This window comes from Armatimonadota bacterium (genome assembly GCA_016789105.1).
Classification (GTDB): domain Bacteria; phylum Armatimonadota; class Fimbriimonadia; order Fimbriimonadales; family Fimbriimonadaceae; genus UphvI-Ar2.
In genome coordinates, this window is record JAEURN010000002.1 from 205249 (window position 1) to 222638 (window position 17390).

Annotated in this window: 16 protein-coding genes and 1 tRNA gene; 13 read left to right on the top strand and 4 right to left on the bottom strand. The window is 59.0% G+C overall.

The annotated features are described in order from the left end of the window. A complete protein-coding gene (locus JNM28_01830; protein ID MBL8067165.1) occupies positions 1-669 on the bottom strand; it encodes a response regulator transcription factor in 669 nt (222 codons plus the stop codon). After that, complete coding sequence (locus JNM28_01835) at positions 666-1793, bottom strand: hypothetical protein (protein MBL8067166.1); 1128 nt, start codon at positions 1791-1793, stop codon at positions 666-668. The genes JNM28_01830 and JNM28_01835 overlap by 4 nt, the downstream gene beginning before the upstream one ends. A gap of 189 nt (positions 1794-1982) precedes the next feature. Here JNM28_01835 and tdh point away from each other — a divergent pair, with 189 nt between their 5' ends. From tdh to JNM28_01875, 8 genes are all read left to right on the top strand, one after another. Then, the gene (gene tdh / locus JNM28_01840) at positions 1983-3011 is read left to right on the top strand and encodes an L-threonine 3-dehydrogenase (protein MBL8067167.1); all 1029 of its coding nucleotides are present in this window, start codon (positions 1983-1985) and stop codon (positions 3009-3011) included. Positions 3012-3032: 21 nt separating this feature from the next. Then, complete coding sequence (locus JNM28_01845) at positions 3033-3254, top strand: hypothetical protein (GenBank protein ID MBL8067168.1); 222 nt, start codon at positions 3033-3035, stop codon at positions 3252-3254. 19 nt (positions 3255-3273) lie between these two features. Beyond that, the gene (locus JNM28_01850; protein ID MBL8067169.1) at positions 3274-3744 is read left to right on the top strand and encodes a DinB family protein; all 471 of its coding nucleotides are present in this window, start codon (positions 3274-3276) and stop codon (positions 3742-3744) included. 54 nt (positions 3745-3798) lie between these two features. Beyond that, on the top strand, positions 3799-5652 hold the full coding sequence (locus tag JNM28_01855; protein MBL8067170.1) for a tetratricopeptide repeat protein: 1854 nt from the start codon (positions 3799-3801) through the stop codon (positions 5650-5652). Between the two features lie 82 nt (positions 5653-5734). Continuing rightward, on the top strand, positions 5735-6304 hold the full coding sequence (locus tag JNM28_01860) for a hypothetical protein (protein MBL8067171.1): 570 nt from the start codon (positions 5735-5737) through the stop codon (positions 6302-6304). 56 nt (positions 6305-6360) lie between these two features. Further along, positions 6361-7902: a menaquinone biosynthesis decarboxylase gene (locus tag JNM28_01865; GenBank protein ID MBL8067172.1), complete on the top strand. Its 1542-nt coding sequence runs from the start codon at positions 6361-6363 to the stop codon at positions 7900-7902. A 620-nt stretch (positions 7903-8522) separates the two neighbouring features. Next, on the top strand, positions 8523-9458 hold the full coding sequence (locus JNM28_01870; GenBank protein ID MBL8067173.1) for a hypothetical protein: 936 nt from the start codon (positions 8523-8525) through the stop codon (positions 9456-9458). A gap of 129 nt (positions 9459-9587) precedes the next feature. Next, on the top strand, positions 9588-10508 hold the full coding sequence (locus tag JNM28_01875) for a PEP-CTERM sorting domain-containing protein (GenBank protein ID MBL8067174.1): 921 nt from the start codon (positions 9588-9590) through the stop codon (positions 10506-10508). A gap of 234 nt (positions 10509-10742) precedes the next feature. Here the strand turns inward: JNM28_01875 and JNM28_01880 are convergent, their stop codons facing one another. Next, positions 10743-12710 (bottom strand): hypothetical protein, encoded by a 1968-nt coding sequence (locus tag JNM28_01880; GenBank protein ID MBL8067175.1) that lies wholly within the window; start codon positions 12708-12710, stop codon positions 10743-10745. A 205-nt stretch (positions 12711-12915) separates the two neighbouring features. Here JNM28_01880 and JNM28_01885 point away from each other — a divergent pair, with 205 nt between their 5' ends. The 3 genes from JNM28_01885 (at position 12916) to JNM28_01895 (ending at position 15238) form a co-directional block, all read left to right on the top strand. Next, entirely contained in the window at positions 12916-13248 is a 333-nt protein-coding gene (locus JNM28_01885; protein MBL8067176.1) for a TfoX/Sxy family protein, read from the top strand. Between the two features lie 74 nt (positions 13249-13322). Beyond that, a complete protein-coding gene (pfkA, locus tag JNM28_01890; GenBank protein MBL8067177.1) occupies positions 13323-14285 on the top strand; it encodes a 6-phosphofructokinase in 963 nt (320 codons plus the stop codon). Further along, a complete protein-coding gene (locus tag JNM28_01895; GenBank protein MBL8067178.1) occupies positions 14285-15238 on the top strand; it encodes a 1-phosphofructokinase family hexose kinase in 954 nt (317 codons plus the stop codon). The genes pfkA and JNM28_01895 overlap by 1 nt, the downstream gene beginning before the upstream one ends. Positions 15239-15240: 2 nt before the next feature. On the opposite strand, the gene JNM28_01900 is transcribed toward JNM28_01895, so the two are convergent. After that, positions 15241-15324, bottom strand: a tRNA-Leu gene (locus tag JNM28_01900). A gap of 104 nt (positions 15325-15428) precedes the next feature. Here JNM28_01900 and JNM28_01905 point away from each other — a divergent pair. Both JNM28_01905 and JNM28_01910 read left to right on the top strand, forming a co-directional pair. Beyond that, positions 15429-16118, top strand: a complete 690-nt coding sequence (locus JNM28_01905; GenBank protein ID MBL8067179.1) for a protease complex subunit PrcB family protein — start codon at positions 15429-15431, stop codon at positions 16116-16118. Between the two features lie 9 nt (positions 16119-16127). Continuing rightward, positions 16128-17390: a competence/damage-inducible protein A gene (locus JNM28_01910; protein ID MBL8067180.1), complete on the top strand. Its 1263-nt coding sequence runs from the start codon at positions 16128-16130 to the stop codon at positions 17388-17390.

Consider the following 17390-nt stretch of genomic DNA (forward strand, 5'->3'; position numbering starts at 1 on the left):
TCAGCCCAAAAACTTGTAGCCCACGCCCCGGACGGTCAAGATTCTCGTCGGTCGCCCAGGCTCGGGCTCGATCCGTTCGCGAAGCCACCGCACGTGGACATCCACCGTGCGCGCGCTCACATAAGCATCCTGCCCCCAAACCCGGTCGAGCAGGACTTCGCGGCTGAATACCTGCCCTTTGTGGCGAACCAAGAAGTAAAGAAGGGCAAATTCTTTGGGCGAGAGCGAAACGCTTTCGCCATCCACCCACGCCTGGTGTGTCCGAGGGTCGATCCGCAGGTTCAGAGATTCCAATGCCTCGTTCGGCGTGTCGCCGCCCGCCCGGCGGAGGACCGTTTTGACCCGGGCCGCGACTTCGGCCAAGCTGAATGGCTTGACGATGTAGTCGTCAGCGATTTCCAAGCCGGCCACCCGGTCATCTTCGCTGGCTTTGGCGGTCAGGAAGATCACCGGGACGGAACTGTCTTTCCGCACCGCCCGGGCCAATTCGATCCCGGATCGTTGGGGCAGCATGATGTCCAAAACCAAAAGATCCGGCTTGACCAAGCGGTAGAGCCGCATGCCTTCTTCGGCCGAGCCGGCCGTAAAGACCGTGAACCCTTCCTTGCGGAGCTTATTTTCGACTGTTTCAACAATCGTTTCTTCGTCGTCGACGACTATGATTTTCATGATGTGGCGATGATCTCGACGTTGGCCCGTGGCACACACACCACCTCGCCGCTGTCGAGCTTCGCCTCAAGAACGCGCACCTCAGCCCCGGATTCCACAACCTGGAGCTGGGACGGCAGACCTGAAACCGTTGCCAATGCCCCGAAATATGGCTCGCGGATCACCCGAATGGGGGTGCCGACTTTGAGCTCGTTACCGCTGTGCGCCGGGGCGGTTTCGCCCTGGGCATTCAGCATCGGTGCGATCAGCTCGGGGCGGATCACCCCGGCGCGGATCTGTGTTGCCCCGTTTAAGCTCGCCGATTTGCCCTCAAGGCTCTTCAGCAGCTCAAACGTCCTTCCCGCCATGCTCAACTTCCCGAAACCTTCCGTGACGACCAGCGTGGTCGCCACATCTTCTTGGCCGGTGATGGCCACGCCGATGTCGTAGCCCAGGAGCTCCGTCAAATCGACATCCTTGACCGCGCCGACCACAACGCCCACTACCCCTAGGTCGTTGACCTTTTTGAGGGCGGCAGCTGTGATACCCGCCCCCCCGACTAGGATTTTCCCGGAGTCGGATTCCTGGATATGTTCGGCATCGAGCACCTCATCGGGGCCGCCGACGGCGATCCGGATCTCGCCATTGCGTTCGCCGCCGATTCCGAAAATGCCTTGCACCATCGCGCCGCGCGTCTGGATCACCGCGCCCTCTTCCGGCATCACGTCGATGACCTTGCCGTCCACGTAAGCCGTCATGTCCACCGGGATCGCCGCTTCGCGGACCAAAACGTTGCCCGTGACCTCGGAAATCGATTCGACCTCCCCGGAATAGTCGCTCACAACGGTCTGCTTGAACCATTTCCCGAAAAGGCCCTTGGTTTCGGCCACGACTTCACCCGCTTGGACTTGGTCGCCCACCTTGAACCGGAATTCCTGGGGCGCCTCTTTGGCTTCGATCCCCAACTTTTCCGCGAGGCGGATTGTTTGCAGGGGACCAGGCAACAAAGCCCGCGCAACAATGGAATCGTGCTGGACGGTGTCACCCGCCTTCACCAAGACTTCCCCCTTGATCGGGAGCCGCCGCAGCCGCTCCACCACGGTGTCGGCGCTGACTGTCAACCCAGGTGTGTATGCACTGCCCATTGTGATTATTCAAACCTTCTGCATTCTGTCGCCGGTGCCCGGAAATCCGGGCACCGCCAAACTGAACGGAAAGTTTAGCATGGCTGGAGAACAGGTTTTCAAATGACATGCCGCCTGCGCGGCCTTAACAATTCTGCAGGCCCTCCGTTAACCCGATGTTAACAGTCGCCGAAGGGTAAAACCCGCCCCGTGAAAGCGATTGCAAAGACGCAACCTGCCCCCGGCTTGGAGATCGTCGATGTCCCCGAACCTGGGCTGCGGCCAGGATGCGTCAAGATCCGCGTCGAGCGGGCTTCGCTGTGCGGAACAGACCTCCACATCTACAATTGGGACGACTGGTCCAGCAACCGAATCCAACCCCCAAGGATTGTCGGCCATGAATTCTGCGGCACCGTTGTCGAAGTCGCTGATGACGTCAAAGACCGCAAACCCGGCGACTTCGTCGCCAGCGAGAGCCACGTCGTCGATCCGCAATCGCCGGATTACCAAAACGGCCTGGGGCACGTGGATCGCACCACCAGGCTCCTCGGCGTGGACATCGACGGCGGGTTTGCCCCCTTTGCCGTCATCCCCGCCATGAACGCCCGCCCCGTCCCCGCCAGCGTGCCCAAAGACGTCGCCAGCATGCTCGATGCCCTCGGCAACGCCGTGCACACCGTTATGGATGGCCCCGTTGAAGGGAAAAACATCCTCATCACCGGGCTCGGGCCGATCGGGCTCTTTGCCGTCGCCATCTGCAAATGCCTGGGGGCCAAAAACGTCTTCGCTACCGAAATTTCCCCATACCGAACCCAGCTCGGCATCGATTCCGGCGCAGACCTGATCTTCAACCCTCTCAAAGAAGACATGGCCGCCGTTTTTGCCGAACACGCCCCCGATGGGTTCGATGCCGTCCTGGAAATGTCCGGGCACCCGTCGTCATTGGAACTCGCCGTCAACCATTGCAACCCCGGTGGGCGTATCTCGCTGCTGGGCCTTTATGCCGAAAACCGCCAGACGATTGAACTCAACAAGGCCATTTTCAAAGGTCTTTCCATCCACGGCATCATCGGGCGCAGACTTTGGGAAACCTGGGATCAGATGATCTGGCTGCTCGATCAAAAGGGCCTGGACGTCTCGGCCGTCGTCACCCATCAGATGCCTTTCACCGAGTTCGAAACCGCGATCCAAGAAATGAAGAAGGGCGAAGCGGGCAAAGTCGTGCTTACTTTTGATTAAATGGGAGGGGGTAATCCGCCGATGAAGATCGTGATACAAGCAGAAGCGGACGACAGCGGCATTTGGACGGCATGGTCGGACGACATGCCCGGCCATATGGGCCAAGGCGTGACAAGGGGCGAGGCGACCAGGATGGTCAAACGTTCGATCAACCAGGCCTATGCGCAACTCCTGAAAAGTACTGGCGTGGAGGCGGGGAGCGAAGTCGAACCGATTGTCTTCGTGGTCAGGACTCTCTCCTGACTTTGCCGGAGGCACCATCATGACCACCCGCTCCGCGATCAGATTTCTTTTCGACGAAATCCTGCACGGCACTGCCAAAGGCAACGACGGCACGTACTTCGTCCAAGGTGGCGAAGCCCTGCTTGCCACTTGCGCCGGCTTAACCGCCAAACAAGCCAGCCGGAGCCCCGCGCCTGGCGTCAGCAGCATTGCTGCCCACCTGGGCCACTCCATCTATTACTTGGAGTTGGCGTTGCGCTCATTCTTGGGAGAGCCCGTGGAAGGCGTTTGGGAAGCCAGTTGGGCCACCCAGGTGGTGACAGTCCGGGAATGGGCAGACTTGCAGGGTCAGTTGCTTGGGCTTGCCAGAAGATTCCACCAAGCCATGGAAGAATTGCCGATAGAAGACGAAACTGCCGTGACCGATGCCATCGCCAACGTCGGCCACTTGGCTTACCACCTGGGGGCGATCCGGGTTTTGGCTTCTTGGTTGCAATCCGCTTGCCCCTAACCCAAGCAAGCCCATCCCCCAGCCCACCGCAAGCCAGTTGGTACACTCGCGCCCATGCAAATCGCTGTTCTGCCGTTCAACGCCGGGCCCGACACCAGGCCCGAGCTCGCCCGACAATTCGCCAGTTTCATGGTTGAAATCGCGGCCGGCAAAACGCAGGTCGAAATTAACGCCGCTAACTACATGGCCCAGGTGCAAGAAGGCGGTTTGCCAAAAGTCGCCCTCATCAACCCGGCCGAAACCCTCAACGAACCCGACATGATCGCCCAGTTCAAAGGCCAAGCCGGGATCGACACGCTCGTCGATGGGCTTTTTGTCGAAAAATCGGGGGGCGGGACCATCACCATCCGGTCCTGGCGCGAAAACACGGAAGCGCCCTACGAAACCGAAGAATTCTCCTTTTTGCCCGGCGGGCTGTTCGAGGCCCTGCGCGGAGCGATCCAGTTCCTCATCAAAGCCACCGGGTCAAAAGAGGCAGACCTCGGATCAGACGCCGACCTGTTCGGCACCGAAGACAGCGAAGCGTTTACCAATTTTTTGGAAGGGTACGACGCCGTCCGGTTTATGGAGCAATCGCAGGGCAACATGGTCTCCACCTGGGATCCGGCCCCCTACATGGACAAACTCCTGGAGGCCGTCGAAGGAGACCGGGATTGGGAAGCCCCTTACATGGTTTTGTTGCAACTTTGCCGGCACTGCGGCCAAATGCGGGTCGGTGACGCGCACAAAGTGGAAGCCACCCTCAAAAAACTCATCGAGCTCGAACCCGATGACAGCCGCGGGCTGTTTGCCGCCGCTGAATTCTACGAAATCGTTGGCAATGCCCAAGAAGCTGCCAATTTTTACGAAAAATCGGCCCAAAAGGATCCGGACGAACCGGCGATTATCCACCGGCTCGCCCGCATGCAATTGGCCATGGGGATGCCGGTCAATGCCGAGCGCAACCTCCGCAAAGCCATCGAGATGGAAGGGGCCGACAAACCTTCGCTCGACCTGCTCAGCGACGTCCTGGCCCAAACCGGGAGAGTGCACGAAGTCCCGGAGCTTTGGAAAGAAGTCATCCGGAACGACCCGCAAAATGGCAAGGCCCACGCCCGCTATGCCATGAGCCTAATCGCCAACAACCGCAAAGAAGAGGCCATCCGTGCTTTTGACGAAGCCTTGGAAACCCTGGATGACAACACCTTTGTCAAGCGGTACTACGCCCCCGTCCTTGCCCAAGACCCCGACGAAATTGACCGGGCAATGGACTTTTACGAAGATTGCATCGACGTCGCGCCAACCGACCACCAACTCCTTTGGGAATACGCCCAAACCCTGGGCCGCGCGGGCCGCGAGTTCGAAGTCCCGGAAACTCTCCGCACCATCCTTGGGAGCAACCCAGACCCCAACCTGGCTGCCAACGCCCAGGCGTGGCTCTTGGAAATCGAAGAGCCTAAGCGGGTCGAAGCCGTTAAAGAAGCCTCCCAAAAGGCCGAGGCCGGCGACTATGAGGGTGCCCTGCGCGACCTCAAACCCCTCAAACAATGGCTAGGCGACTACTGGAAGATGTGGATCCTGATCGCCAGTGCCCACAACCAGCTCGAACAGTACGAAGAAGCCGAGGCCGCCGCCCGGCGAACCCTGGAAATCTTCCCCGCCATGGAAGCCGGCTATGTCGAGCTCAACAACGCCCTGGGAGGCCAAGGCAAGCACGAAGAAGCCTTCCAGATCATGCAGATCGCCTTCCACAACATGAACAGCAGCCTGCCGGTCGCTATCAGCTACGCCGCCGCCGCCAGGAATGCGGGGCACGACGAAGAATCCAAACGGATCACCGGCCAAATTCGCGAGGCGATCATCGCGAACGGCGGTGCCGAGCAGAACAAGGATCTCCTCGCCGCCCTCGATCACATCGACAACCGGTGACCCGTACCCCCCCCCCTTGGCATTGGCTGACCGGTGGGGGCCCCACGCATTGCCGCTTACCTTGCGGATAGGGTAATTGTGGGTGCCCCTCATGATCCAATGCCCCCAATGTGGACAGACCATCCCGGCCAGCAACCAGGTCTGCCAATTTTGCAAGGCGCCCATTCCGCCACATATGAGGGGGCCGGTTCCCAAAACCAACTTCCAGCATGACGATGATAGCCTTGAAGTGGGATCCGGGCTGCCGCCAGAAAAGGTCTGGAAAATCTACAACGGCCTCGCCTGGTTCTGGATCGCCACTGCCGCCCTCAGCATCATCTTCAGCGCGGTCTTCGTCGTTCAAAAGCCGACATCAGGCTTGGGGGCCGTGGTGGACATCATCTTTGCCATGGCAACCCTGCTCATCGGCGTGGGATTGCTGGCCAAAAATGAGCTTGCCCGCAAAGCCGCCACGTTTTTCTGCATCCTCAGCGTGGTTCGAGGTTTGCTCCTCGTCATCGGCGGCATGTTCTCCATCCTCATTTTTGGCCTCCTCGGTGTCCTCTTCTTGATCGTTTACCTTTTCAACCTGTGCTTGGCTGCGGCCATGATCTGGGCCGTTAACGAAACAGAACGGCTCATCAACTGGGATCGCATGAATTGGCGGGGGTAACCCAGGCCCTGGACGCCCGGCCGGCCCGAACCGCGTAGAATCCCCAAAGACCCCCGATGGCCTACCGCGACTTCCAACACTTCCTGGACACGCTCCAAGCTCAAGGCGAGCTCAAAACCATTGCCGAGCCCCTAAGCCCCTATCTCGAAATCACCGAAGTCGCCGATCGCGTCATGAAAGCCGGGGGACCGGCCCTGCTATTCCAAAACCCGGTCGGCCCGCCCCACCGGTTGGGGACACCCAACCCGAAGTCGGCGGTGATGAACAACCCCTCCATCGACCCAGCGGCCCGCCTTGGAGGGCAGTTCAGCTACCCCTACCCCGTGGCCATCAACACCATGGGCACCCGCAAGCGGATGTCCATGGCATTAGGGTGCGGCGACTTTGAAGAGCATGCCGCCCGCATCGCCGCCTTGCTCAAGCCGGAAATCCCCAAAGGGCCAAAGGAAGCCCTCGCCCTGCTCCCCAAACTCCTGGAACTCAAAGACGCCCCGCCGAAACGGGTCGACAAGGCGCTCTGCCAAGAAGTCGTGCTGACCGGGGACGACATTGACCTCACCAAACTCCCGATCCTCACCTGCTGGCCAGAAGATGGCGGCCCCTTCGTCACCCTGCCCCTGGTCTTCACTCACGACCCAAATTCCGGTAAACGCAACGTGGGCATGTACCGGGTTCAACTCCACGATAAGCGCACGTGTGGCATGCACTGGCAAATGCACAAAACCGGGATGCGGCACATGGAAGACGCCGGGGAGAAACGGCAAAAAATCGAAGTCGCCGTCTGCCTGGGCGGAGACCCGGTCTACAACTTTGCCGCCATCAGCCCCCTGCCGCCCGGAATCGACGAAATGCTCTTTGCTGGATTCTTGCGCCGGGAACGGGTGGCCACCGTCAAATGCAAGACCGTTGATGTGCAGGTGCCCGCCGATTGCGAGTTCGTCATCGAAGGCTACATCGATCCGGCCGAGCGACGGCTCGAGGGCCCGTTCGGCGACCACACCGGCTACTATTCGCTGGCCGGGGACTTCCCCGTCCTCCACGTCACCGCTCTGACAATGCGCGAGCGGCCCGTCTACCCCGCCACAATTGTCGGCCAGCCCCCCATGGAAGACGGGTGGATGGGCAAGGCGGTTGAGCGGATCTTTTTGCCGATGATCCAGCTTACAACCCCGGAAATCGTGGACATGAACCTGCCCGTGGAGGCCACGTTCCACAACATGGCGTTTGTCAAAATCAAAAAGAAGTATCCCGGCCACGCCTACAAGGTGATGAATGCCATTTGGGGGCTGGGCGGGCTAGCCTTCACCAAATTCGTGTTCATCTTCGACGAAGATTGCGACGTGCAAGATATCGGCGAAGTGCTGTTCCGCATCGGGGCCAACTGCGACCCGGGTCGGGATACTCTGCACTCGCGCGGGCCGGTGGACCAGCTCGACCACGCTTCGGTGGCGGAGGGGTTCGGCGGCAAAATCGGATTCGATTGCACGCACAAATGGCCCGGCGAAAATGGCTTTGCCCGGGATTACCCCAAGCTCATCACGATGGCCCCCGACGTCGTAGCCAAAATCGATTCGCTCTGGCCAAAATTGGGATTGTGAGGTTTACATCATCTTAACAAGGAGGGTTGACAATCTGCTGGGGGGGGGGTAGCTTTGGGAAATGCTGAACTTCGCTGTTGTGCTTAACTTAGCAACCTCCATACTGATCGACCAAGTTGAGACAAATTCCTACAAGATTACGCCACCGCCCTCTATTCATAGAGATGTTTTCAACAATTGCCAATATCAAGTTGAAGTCACTCTTTTGCCATCAGCAAAGGACTTTAACAGCACAATTTTTAAACTGTTAACGTTGGCCCATTCCCTTCCGGTATCACGTGGAGTGATGAGTTTGTTCCAAAATCCGGTGTCACGCCGACAGTGTCGGGCAACGTAACATCATGGAGCTGGACTGACACGATAACTCATCCATCTACGCCGCAGGACATTCTGCTCAGCCCCTACCAGGGGGTTCGATATGAGACTGGCTATAACTATTGGGCTAAATTTACCGGCAGCGCCAATGGAGGTAATATTTTTCTTCCTCCAGCTTGGCAATTGCACTTTGAATCTATTAATGAGGAGTATAGCTACTATGTTTTCAGGGATTCTACAGTGTTCCGCAATTTCAATTCAAACCCAGTTCCGGTCTTTTACATGAAAACACCAAGATAACCAAGATGATCATAGCCATTGCATTCTGTGCTACCTTGTTGGCCAAGCCCCATCCATCGGATAGAGATACTTTCGAGCGCCAGACATACTTTGTCGTGGGGAGTGCGGGAATCACCCCCCACCTCGAACCGGCGGATCTGGCGAAATTGAGCCATGTGCCCCTCGGAGAATCAGTTATCAAGGGGCGATTCAAAATCGTCCATGATGACACGGGGTTCACCGTCGTTGACCTCGAGGGCCTGGGGATCGCCTTGATCAATGAACTTGCGGCCGCTCTGGCAGGGGTTGCCAGCAGTCCCGAGTCGCCTGATTCCAAGTTGGCCCTTGAAAGGTCTATGATGCCCATGATCTGGAGCCCATTTCAAACGCGCGACTTCTCGCAAATTTCTGATCTCGAGCTTTCTATGGGATTTTCGCTCACTGTCAAAGAAGAAGGGAGCGACCCAAAGACCATCAATTGGCACAAGCCATATCAGCCCGACGCGAAGACTCCGCGACATGATATTTCTTCAGAATGGCGCAAAGGATATGCACCTGCCCGATTTTCACTGTATGAAATCAACTTGTCAGTCAACGGGGAGCTTCCAAGTTCACCTGAGCTCTATGCGGCGTTTGACCATGCCCTCGCATTGACTTGGGAGGAATATCACTCTTCGGTTGGCCGATATAACGACGCAATGGATAAGTTGAGACAAAGCCAAGTGATCAACGGTCTTCCGCGACTTATTGACCAGTCTTTAGTAGGCAAAACCATCGGCTCGCTGAATTTCGAATACAGCATGTTGAACATGATGCTCCGCGACCCAGCCGACATTACAAAAGATTGGTCAACGGCTGTCATCACCAAGGCCGCGCAAGATGTTTATGTGAGCGGACATCTTGTCGCTCCAGATGGATCAATTCAGGGTTTCCAATTCCAGCTCCCGCCAAAGATTGAATAATTTTCAGCCCCGGCAATCTTGCCTGTTTTTTGTTTCGATACACCGATCCCGTCTATCCGAACGTAAGCTTGGCTAAACTGGGTTCATCTTCGCCAACGGTGGCAAAGTCCAATGCTTTGGAGAAACAATATGAAAACAATCTTGATCGGGGGCCTCATTGCCGGCGCCTCGCTGGCCCAAGCCCAGTTCATCCTCGCGGTTGACAGCGGAAATGACCGCATCGTCAAGCTCAGCGCCTTCGACGGCTCCGTCATCGACGCCAATTTCATCGTCGATGCGGCCAGTGCCACAACCTACGACTTCGGCACGCCGAAAGAAGCCATCGTCGTCAACAACCAAATCTGGGTCAGCGACCAGATTTCTGACGCAGTCTTCATTTTTGACATGGCCGGAACCTACGTCTCCAAGATCACGGCTCCGCTCGATAACGTCCGCGGACTGGGCCAGGTCGGGAACGAGGTCTGGGTGACCAACGACGGCGCCGCCAATGGCGGCACGGTGGACACCGTCTACCGATTCGACCTTTCCGGAAACAGCCTAGGGAGCTTCACCACCCTGGGAACAAGCCCATTTGATGTCGTCGAATACCAGGGCAACGCCCTGGTCGGCGATTTCAGCACCCACGACATCGACCGGTACAGCCCGGCCGGAACATTCATCGACCAATTCTATGCCGGGAACGGGACCGGCGGGGCGATTGCCGGTGTCCAGCAGCTACTGGTTGAAGGAACCGACGTTTATGCCGCCGGGTTTTCCAGCACGGCGGGCCTTTTCCGCTACAACAGCGCCGGCGTTCAAACCGGATTTTGGCAAACCAGCCCCAGCAACGCCTTGCGCGGCGTGGTCCGGCTCGGAAACGGACAAATGCTTGTGTCGGGCGGCACCCGGCTTTCAACCATTGACACGACCAGCGGCGCAACCGCCGATATCTCCAATGTCGTTGGCGACAGCTGGCAATACCTGACCTATGTCAATCCCGTGCCAGAACCGGCTTCCATGGCATTGCTCGCCTTGGGGGCACTCGCCCTCGGCAAACGGCGCAAAAAGTAATTCCATCAAAGGAAATCCATCGACTGCCGTCACTCTGTTTTTGGCGGCAGTCGCCATTTTGCTGAATTCTGCGTGAAATACATCTCGAATCGTTTGTCAGGCGAGATAGAGCATAATTTTTCCCATGTCTGCTTACCTGTTAGGACGAATCGCCGGAATGGCTTTCATGGTTATCTTCGGCCTCGCGGTGGCCCACTCGCTCTTTAAGAAGAAGTAGGTTTGGACACAAGTCGCCTAACGAGCCCACACCACTTTGAATGCTGCCCGGTTCCGGAATTCCTGCGCATTGGGATCCCCGAAAATGAAGAAGTATTCCAAGCCCAAACCGCCCGACTTGCGGTAAGCCACATACCAGTTGGATTCCTTGTCGGTCCGCACAAACCGCCCCGTCAGACTTTGTTCCGGGTCGATCTCCCACCCCAAAGTCGCCACCGTTTGATCCCGGCTGCCGCCTAAACGGAATGTGGACTGGCCGATCCCAAAATCCAGGCCCTTGGCCAACCGCCATTGGCCGTTCAGAGTGAAGTAACCCCGGAACGACCCGCCCTGGTCGCCCCAGTTGTAATTCACTGACAGCTGGCGGAACCGGTTCGAGACATTCCAGCCGGCACCGAGGCTGTACGTTTCGGCCACTTCGTCTTCAAACGTCTCACGCTCGTAGCCGGCATAAAACTCCCAATCTGCTCGGTTTTGCAAGCTCGATTCGAAACTCATCGACCGCGACAGGTTGGAGCCCGATTGCCGGTTGAAGTCTTCGAGGTAAGCGCTCATGTGCACGGACCGGATGGGGCCGGAACGCAGCTCCCGGTTGTACTCTTGGAACACATACCCGCCGAACTTGTCAGTGAACGGGATGAAGCCAAGCCGGTTCCGGACTTCGGGCTGCACATATATCCCGCTCACGGTGAGGAAGTAGTTGGGCACGTCATAGTCCGCATAAAAGCGGCCCGCCTGGCCGGGCTGGCCCAAATCGCGGGTCTGCATAAACTCAAGGCCGAATTCATAATTGCCCGTCCCATAAATCGCCTGGCCGCCAAAGGCCGTGTTGGCATTGCCCGGTTCATTGCGCGAAGTCCCGAAACCCAAAATCACCGACCGGGGGCCAAACCGATAGGAATAACGCGCAACAGAATCCGTCCGGCGCCCATCTTCCCGGGCGGCCAACAGCCCCACGCTTTGGCGCGGATCCAAATCGCCGAACACCTTGAACCCCAAGTCAAAGTCATCGATGCGGTTGGAATAGAATGCCCGGCCGAACCCAAATCCGCTTGTGAGGTTGAAATACTGCGACCCTTCCGTGAAAAACGGGCGGACATCGGACAAGAACCGCTCAGTCCGTGTGAAACCGATCCCTTCCACTTCAGATTCGATGTTCTTGAAATCGGGGCTCACGCTCAAAACCGTCGTCAGGGTTTCGGTCGGGCGGTAACGCAGATCCAAACCGGCCCGCAGACTTGTCTTTGGGTCGGAATCCGGATCGTATTCCGGCGAGACGTACCCCATCAGGTCGAGTTGGTCGGAAACATCCCGTTTAGGGAACGGGACACCAAGCAGGGTGCCGTGGTTGTCGGCCCGGAACGGCCGGCCCACATCGATCGCATAGCTCACCGCCCTTGTCCGCTGTTGAACCCGGCCGATGTTGAACAGCACATCGCCCTGACGCCCGGCTGGGAACTGCAACACCCGCCAGGGCACCATCAACTCCACAATGTAGCCGTCTGCAACCCGCCGGCAAGCCGACTGCCAAGAACCGCGCCACTCCTTTTTTGCCGCCCGGCCCCCGGCGATGTTCTCAAACTGGGTGCCTAGAGCATTCACAAAAAACTGACTGTTGCCGCTGAAACTCCGGCGGTTCATCGGGTCGATGATCAATCCGCAATAATCGTCGTTTTCCAAGCTGCCGCCCTTTTGGATCACGCGGGACACGATCTTGTCCGGCTCCGCATCGTGGCAATACACGGCAACCCAAATCCCGGCCGCCGTCACCCCCACCCAGGCTTCGGTTCGGTCGGCGGTCGGCCCACCTGTCGCTTGGTCTTGAAATTGGTCGAGGCGGAGGGCATAGGTCCACGCCGGGTCGCCGAGGTCACCATCAATTTTCGGGTCTTCGGGCAACACCCGGGCGGGGAACGACCCTCCAGACCCCAACGCTACGGCACACACCCCGGCCAATCCCCAAACAACCGCCTGCCTCAACACCATCCAAATCCTCTTCCCTATCCCTTTAAGCGGATACTCGCCACCCGCCGGAATAATTCCCAATCATGACAAAATTATCCGGCGGCGTCGCGCCAACCTTCCCGGCGGGTATCATAGCGCTGAGGGCAATTGCCCCCGCTCTTATTTCCGAGTCGGATATCGGCTCAGCCGGTTCCGGCCCGCGATGGGATCCAGGACAGCTAATTCAATGGTGTACCGGCCACTCCGCTACGAACAAATGATGAAAGCCGCCGAAGGCCTCGATGTCCGCGCAAGAAGGATGTTCGAAGGCATGGCGATCTACTCCGGCGAAAAAATGTTCGCCTTCCTCGTTGAAGATGAAATCGGGCTCAAACTCTCCCCAGGGGATATTCAAGAAGCCATGAACATCGACGGCGCCGAACCGATGCGGGCCAGCGCCCAAGCCGAACCGATGCGCGAATACGTCCGTATGCCCAAGCAGGTCTTGGACAACTATGACTCCTTCGTCAATTGGGTTCGGAAAAGCGCCGACTACGCAACCGGGCAAACCGTCAACTAACGTCCACCCGGGCTGCAACGGAGCAGTTTTCCGGATGGAACCCTGACCAACCAAGGGCATTCCAGGAATTCTGCGTGAAAAAAATCGCCGTCATCACCAGCGGGGGGGATGCCCCCGGAATGAATGCCGCCGTCCGCGGCGTCGTCCGCAGTGCCCTCCACCGAGGGGTTGAAGTGCTCGGGTTCCTCCACGGATACCGCGGGATCATTTCCGAAGAAACCCTGCCGCTGGCATCCACTTCGGTCGGCGGCATCATCAGCCAAGGAGGGACAACCCTCCGGACGGCCAGATGCCCTGAATTCCGGGAAAAGGCCGGGCGCGAACAAGCCATCCAAGTCCTCCAAGAAAACAACGTCGACGGGCTGGTCGTCATCGGCGGCGACGGGTCGCTGACCGGGGCAAGGGCGTTGGTCGAAGAATTCGGGTTCCCGGTCATGGGAATCCCCGGCAGCATCGACAACGACATCGCCGGGACGGATTTCAGCATTGGATTCGACACCGCTGTCAACACGGCCCTCCAAGCCATCGACAAAATCCGCGACACCGCCTATTCCCACGAACGCGTCTTCGTCATCGAAGTCATGGGGCGGAACAACGGCTTCATCGCCTTGGAAGTCGCTTTGTCTGGCGGGGCCGAAGCCGTGCTCATTCCCGAAGTCCCGTTCTCTCTCCTTGAAATCTGCGACAACCTCCGCAACGCCCGCCAAAGGGGCAAACGCAGTTCGATTATCGTGGTTGCCGAAGGTGCCGCACGGGCGGGGGACGTCAAATCGTTTGTGCAAAAGAACACCGGGTTCGAAGCCAGGGAATCCGTTCTCGGGCATATGCAACGGGGTGGATCTCCCACATCGTTCGACCGGGTCCTGGCCCTCCGGCTTGGAGCCTTTGCCGCCAACCGCCTCATCAGCGGGTTCAGCGGCGAAATGGTCGGCGTCGACGGCGGCAAGCTCGTCCACCATCCGCTGAGTTACATCCTGAGCACCGAGCGCACCATCGACCCCGATAAGTTGCTCCTGGTCGACATGATGGCGAACTGATGGTTCTCAGCGTCACCCTTAACCCCGCCCTCGACCAAACCATCCGGGTGGATGGCATCCAACCCCACGATACCAACCGGGTTCTTTCTATGGCCACCGATGCCGGGGGGAAAGGCATCAACCTCTCCCGAATCGTCGCCGAACTCGGTGGGGAAACCGTGGCCACCGGATTTTTGGGGGGCCAAACCGGCGATTTCATCCGCCGAGTCATCCAACGCCAGGGGGTTCGCGACGAATTCCTCACCGTGCAAGGAGAAACCAGGACGAACTTCAATGTCGAATCCGGCGATGGCCCTCCGACCACCTTCAATGCCCGCGGTGCCGAAGTCACCGCCGAAGAATGGCACCGATTCGTTGCCCATTTCACCGGATTGTGCACGGGTGCCGACTGGGTCGCCCTGGGGGGGTCTTTACCGCCGGGGCTCAGGCCCGAAGTTTTTGCGATGCTCGGCACCATCGCCAAGCAGGCCGGGGCCCGACTCGTGCTCGATGCCGATGGCGAAGCGATGCGCGCAGGCATGGCCTCACACCCGGACTTTATCAAGCCCAATGTCAAAGAAGCGGAGCGGTTGTTGCAACGCCCCCTCGCCGGCAACCGGGATGCCATCGCCCGGGCGGCTCGGGATCTCTTTGACCTGTTGGCCAGCGGCAATCTGGCTGATCCGGCTGTTGTCATCTCCAGAGGTGCCGAGGGCGCGGTGCTCTGCTGCCGCCAAGGTCTCTTTGAAGCCGAGCCGATTGCCATCCAAGCACGCTCGACGATCGGCAGCGGCGATTCCCTCATCGGAGGGATGCTTTATGCATTGGGACGCGGCCACGTTTGGCCCGAGGCACTCCAATGGGGCAACGCGGCCGGTGCCGCCACCGCCATGACCGATGGTTCGGAAATCGGGCGCAAAAATGTCATTGCCGAACTTATTGAAAAATCGAAAGTCAGCAAACTCAACAAGTAATCTGGTGCCGGGGGAGGGACTCGAACCCTCATGGGAAACCCCAACGGTGTTTGAGACCGCCGCGTCTACCATTCCGCCACCCCGGCGGTTGAGCGCAAAGGATACCCGCGCGGGAAACCCGGCCTAAAAGACTGGGACAATCGAGTAATCCCGGCCCCCACAAGCCGTCTAAACAGTACCTGGAGCCGCCATGAAAGCTGGACATGTCATCGCCCTCTGCATTTTCTGCACCGCCGCGGGAGCCCAACTCGGCGGGCAACCTATCCCCCTTGGCGGAACTCCCGTCGGTGGGCAACTCGGCGGATCATCCCAACAACTCCCCAGCCCTTACAAGGCCATCCAATACAAAAACGTCGCCCAAGGGGTCTATTCCCGCATCAACCAATCCAGGACTGATGTCGTCACCAACGGCCAAGGGTGGCAAAAACTCTATTCCGCCATGGCCGGCGACACCCGGGAAGGCCAAACGCCCGCCCCAGTTCTTTGCGATTTCAACAAATTCGACCTCCTGGTGATCCACCTGGGGCAACAGAGGACAGCCGGGTTCAGCACCTACGTCAGCATGGTGAGGCGAGAAAAAGGCAGCGAGGTCACCGTGGATGTCGTCATCAACCAACCGGCTCCGAACGCCGTTTCTGCCCAAGTTCTTACCAGCCCTTACGTCGTTGCTGTGGTGGAAAAGCAGAATGTGCCTTACGTGTTCCGCAGCACATTCGGATACGCCAACCCATCTGCCATTGGCGGGAGCCCATGCAATTGCAATTGCGGTTGCCCGTACTGCGGCTCCGGACGCAGCGGCACCGGCAACGGCCAGTCATTCAACCCGTTTGGTCCGGAGATCTGCCCCCCGTTCCCCAGGGGCGGTCGCGGGGGCGAATAAACTCGCCCCATGCGGGCAGAAACCATCTCCATTGGCACCGAACTGTTGCTCGGGCAGATCACGGATACCAACGCCGTGTTTTTGGCCGGGTGGCTCGCCCGCAACGGTTTGGCGCAAACCCACCGCCAAACCGTGGGCGACAATTTGGAGCGGTGCACCGAAGCCATCCGGCTTGCCCTCTCCCGGAGCGATGTCGTTTTCACAATCGGGGGGCTGGGGCCAACCCCAGATGACCTGACCAGGGCGGCAATCGCTGCGGCACTGGATGAACCCTTGATCCGGGATCCCGAGCTTGTTGAGCACCTGCGATCCGAATATGGACGCCGCGGTCTAAAAATAAGCGGGTCACAGCTCTTTCAAGCCGACCGCCCCGCCTGCGCCGAGGCAATCCCCAACCTAAACGGAACGGCCCCCGGGCTCCACTGCCAAAAAGGCGGCAAACACGTGGTGGCGTTGCCGGGGCCGAAAGGTGAGTTCGTTCCGATGGTGGAGGGTCCGGTCGCCCAGATCATTGGCCGCCTCAGACCCGGCCCGCCGATTTTTTCCCGGACCCTGCGCGTTGTTGGTGTTTCCGAAGCCTCGATCGGCGAACAGCTTGCCGACCTGATGGCCGTCGACGACCCCACCCTGGCCCCCTACGCCAAAACTGGCGAAGTCCATTTGCGGGCCACAACCCGGGCCGCCTCCCAAAAGGTCGCCGATGCCAAGCTGGAGCTCGTCGTGGGCATAATCCGCGAGCGGCTGGGCAAGGCCGTTTATGCCGAAGGGGAAGAATCGCTCGAGGCCTGGACGGTCGCCACCTTGGCAACCCGGGGTGCCACCCTGACAACTGCCGAAAGCTGCACTGGCGGACTCCTCGCCGGTCGGATCACCAGCGTCGATGGGAGCTCCCAGGCATTCCACACCGGCTATGTCACCTATTCGGCCGAAGCCAAGGAAAAGCGGTTGGGGGTCCAGCCCCACACCCTGCTGAAACACGGAACTGTCAGCGAAGAAACCGCCCGGGAAATGGCCCAAGGCGCGCGGGGGAGGACGGGGGCAACCTATGCCATCTCGGTGACCGGGGTGGCCGGGGCCACACCGCTGGAGGAACCTCCCGAACCAAAGCCCAGCGGATTGGTCTATATCGGGATTGCCGGGCCGCAATCCATCCAAGTCCACCGGTTCCACTTCCGAGGAGACCGGGCGACAATTCGAGACCGGGCAGTCTCGGCCGCGCTCATCAGCTTCCGGGATTTCCTTTTGGAATCCCAGCCGCTGCGACCCGTCTAG

Coding starts and splice junctions, on each gene's coding strand:
- JNM28_01910 (MBL8067180.1), top strand. CDS start 16,128: ATGCGGGCAGAAACCATCTCCATTGGCACCGAACTGTTGCTCGGGCAG.
- JNM28_01850 (MBL8067169.1), top strand. CDS start 3,274: ATGACCACCCGCTCCGCGATCAGATTTCTTTTCGACGAAATCCTGCAC.
- JNM28_01835 (MBL8067166.1), bottom strand. CDS start 1,793: ATGGGCAGTGCATACACACCTGGGTTGACAGTCAGCGCCGACACCGTG.
- JNM28_01870 (MBL8067173.1), top strand. CDS start 8,523: ATGATCATAGCCATTGCATTCTGTGCTACCTTGTTGGCCAAGCCCCAT.
- JNM28_01880 (MBL8067175.1), bottom strand. CDS start 12,710: ATGGTGTTGAGGCAGGCGGTTGTTTGGGGATTGGCCGGGGTGTGTGCC.
- JNM28_01885 (MBL8067176.1), top strand. CDS start 12,916: ATGGTGTACCGGCCACTCCGCTACGAACAAATGATGAAAGCCGCCGAA.
- JNM28_01875 (MBL8067174.1), top strand. CDS start 9,588: ATGAAAACAATCTTGATCGGGGGCCTCATTGCCGGCGCCTCGCTGGCC.
- JNM28_01855 (MBL8067170.1), top strand. CDS start 3,799: ATGCAAATCGCTGTTCTGCCGTTCAACGCCGGGCCCGACACCAGGCCC.
- JNM28_01865 (MBL8067172.1), top strand. CDS start 6,361: ATGGCCTACCGCGACTTCCAACACTTCCTGGACACGCTCCAAGCTCAA.
- JNM28_01845 (MBL8067168.1), top strand. CDS start 3,033: ATGAAGATCGTGATACAAGCAGAAGCGGACGACAGCGGCATTTGGACG.
- JNM28_01905 (MBL8067179.1), top strand. CDS start 15,429: ATGAAAGCTGGACATGTCATCGCCCTCTGCATTTTCTGCACCGCCGCG.
- JNM28_01895 (MBL8067178.1), top strand. CDS start 14,285: ATGGTTCTCAGCGTCACCCTTAACCCCGCCCTCGACCAAACCATCCGG.
- JNM28_01830 (MBL8067165.1), bottom strand. CDS start 669: ATGAAAATCATAGTCGTCGACGACGAAGAAACGATTGTTGAAACAGTC.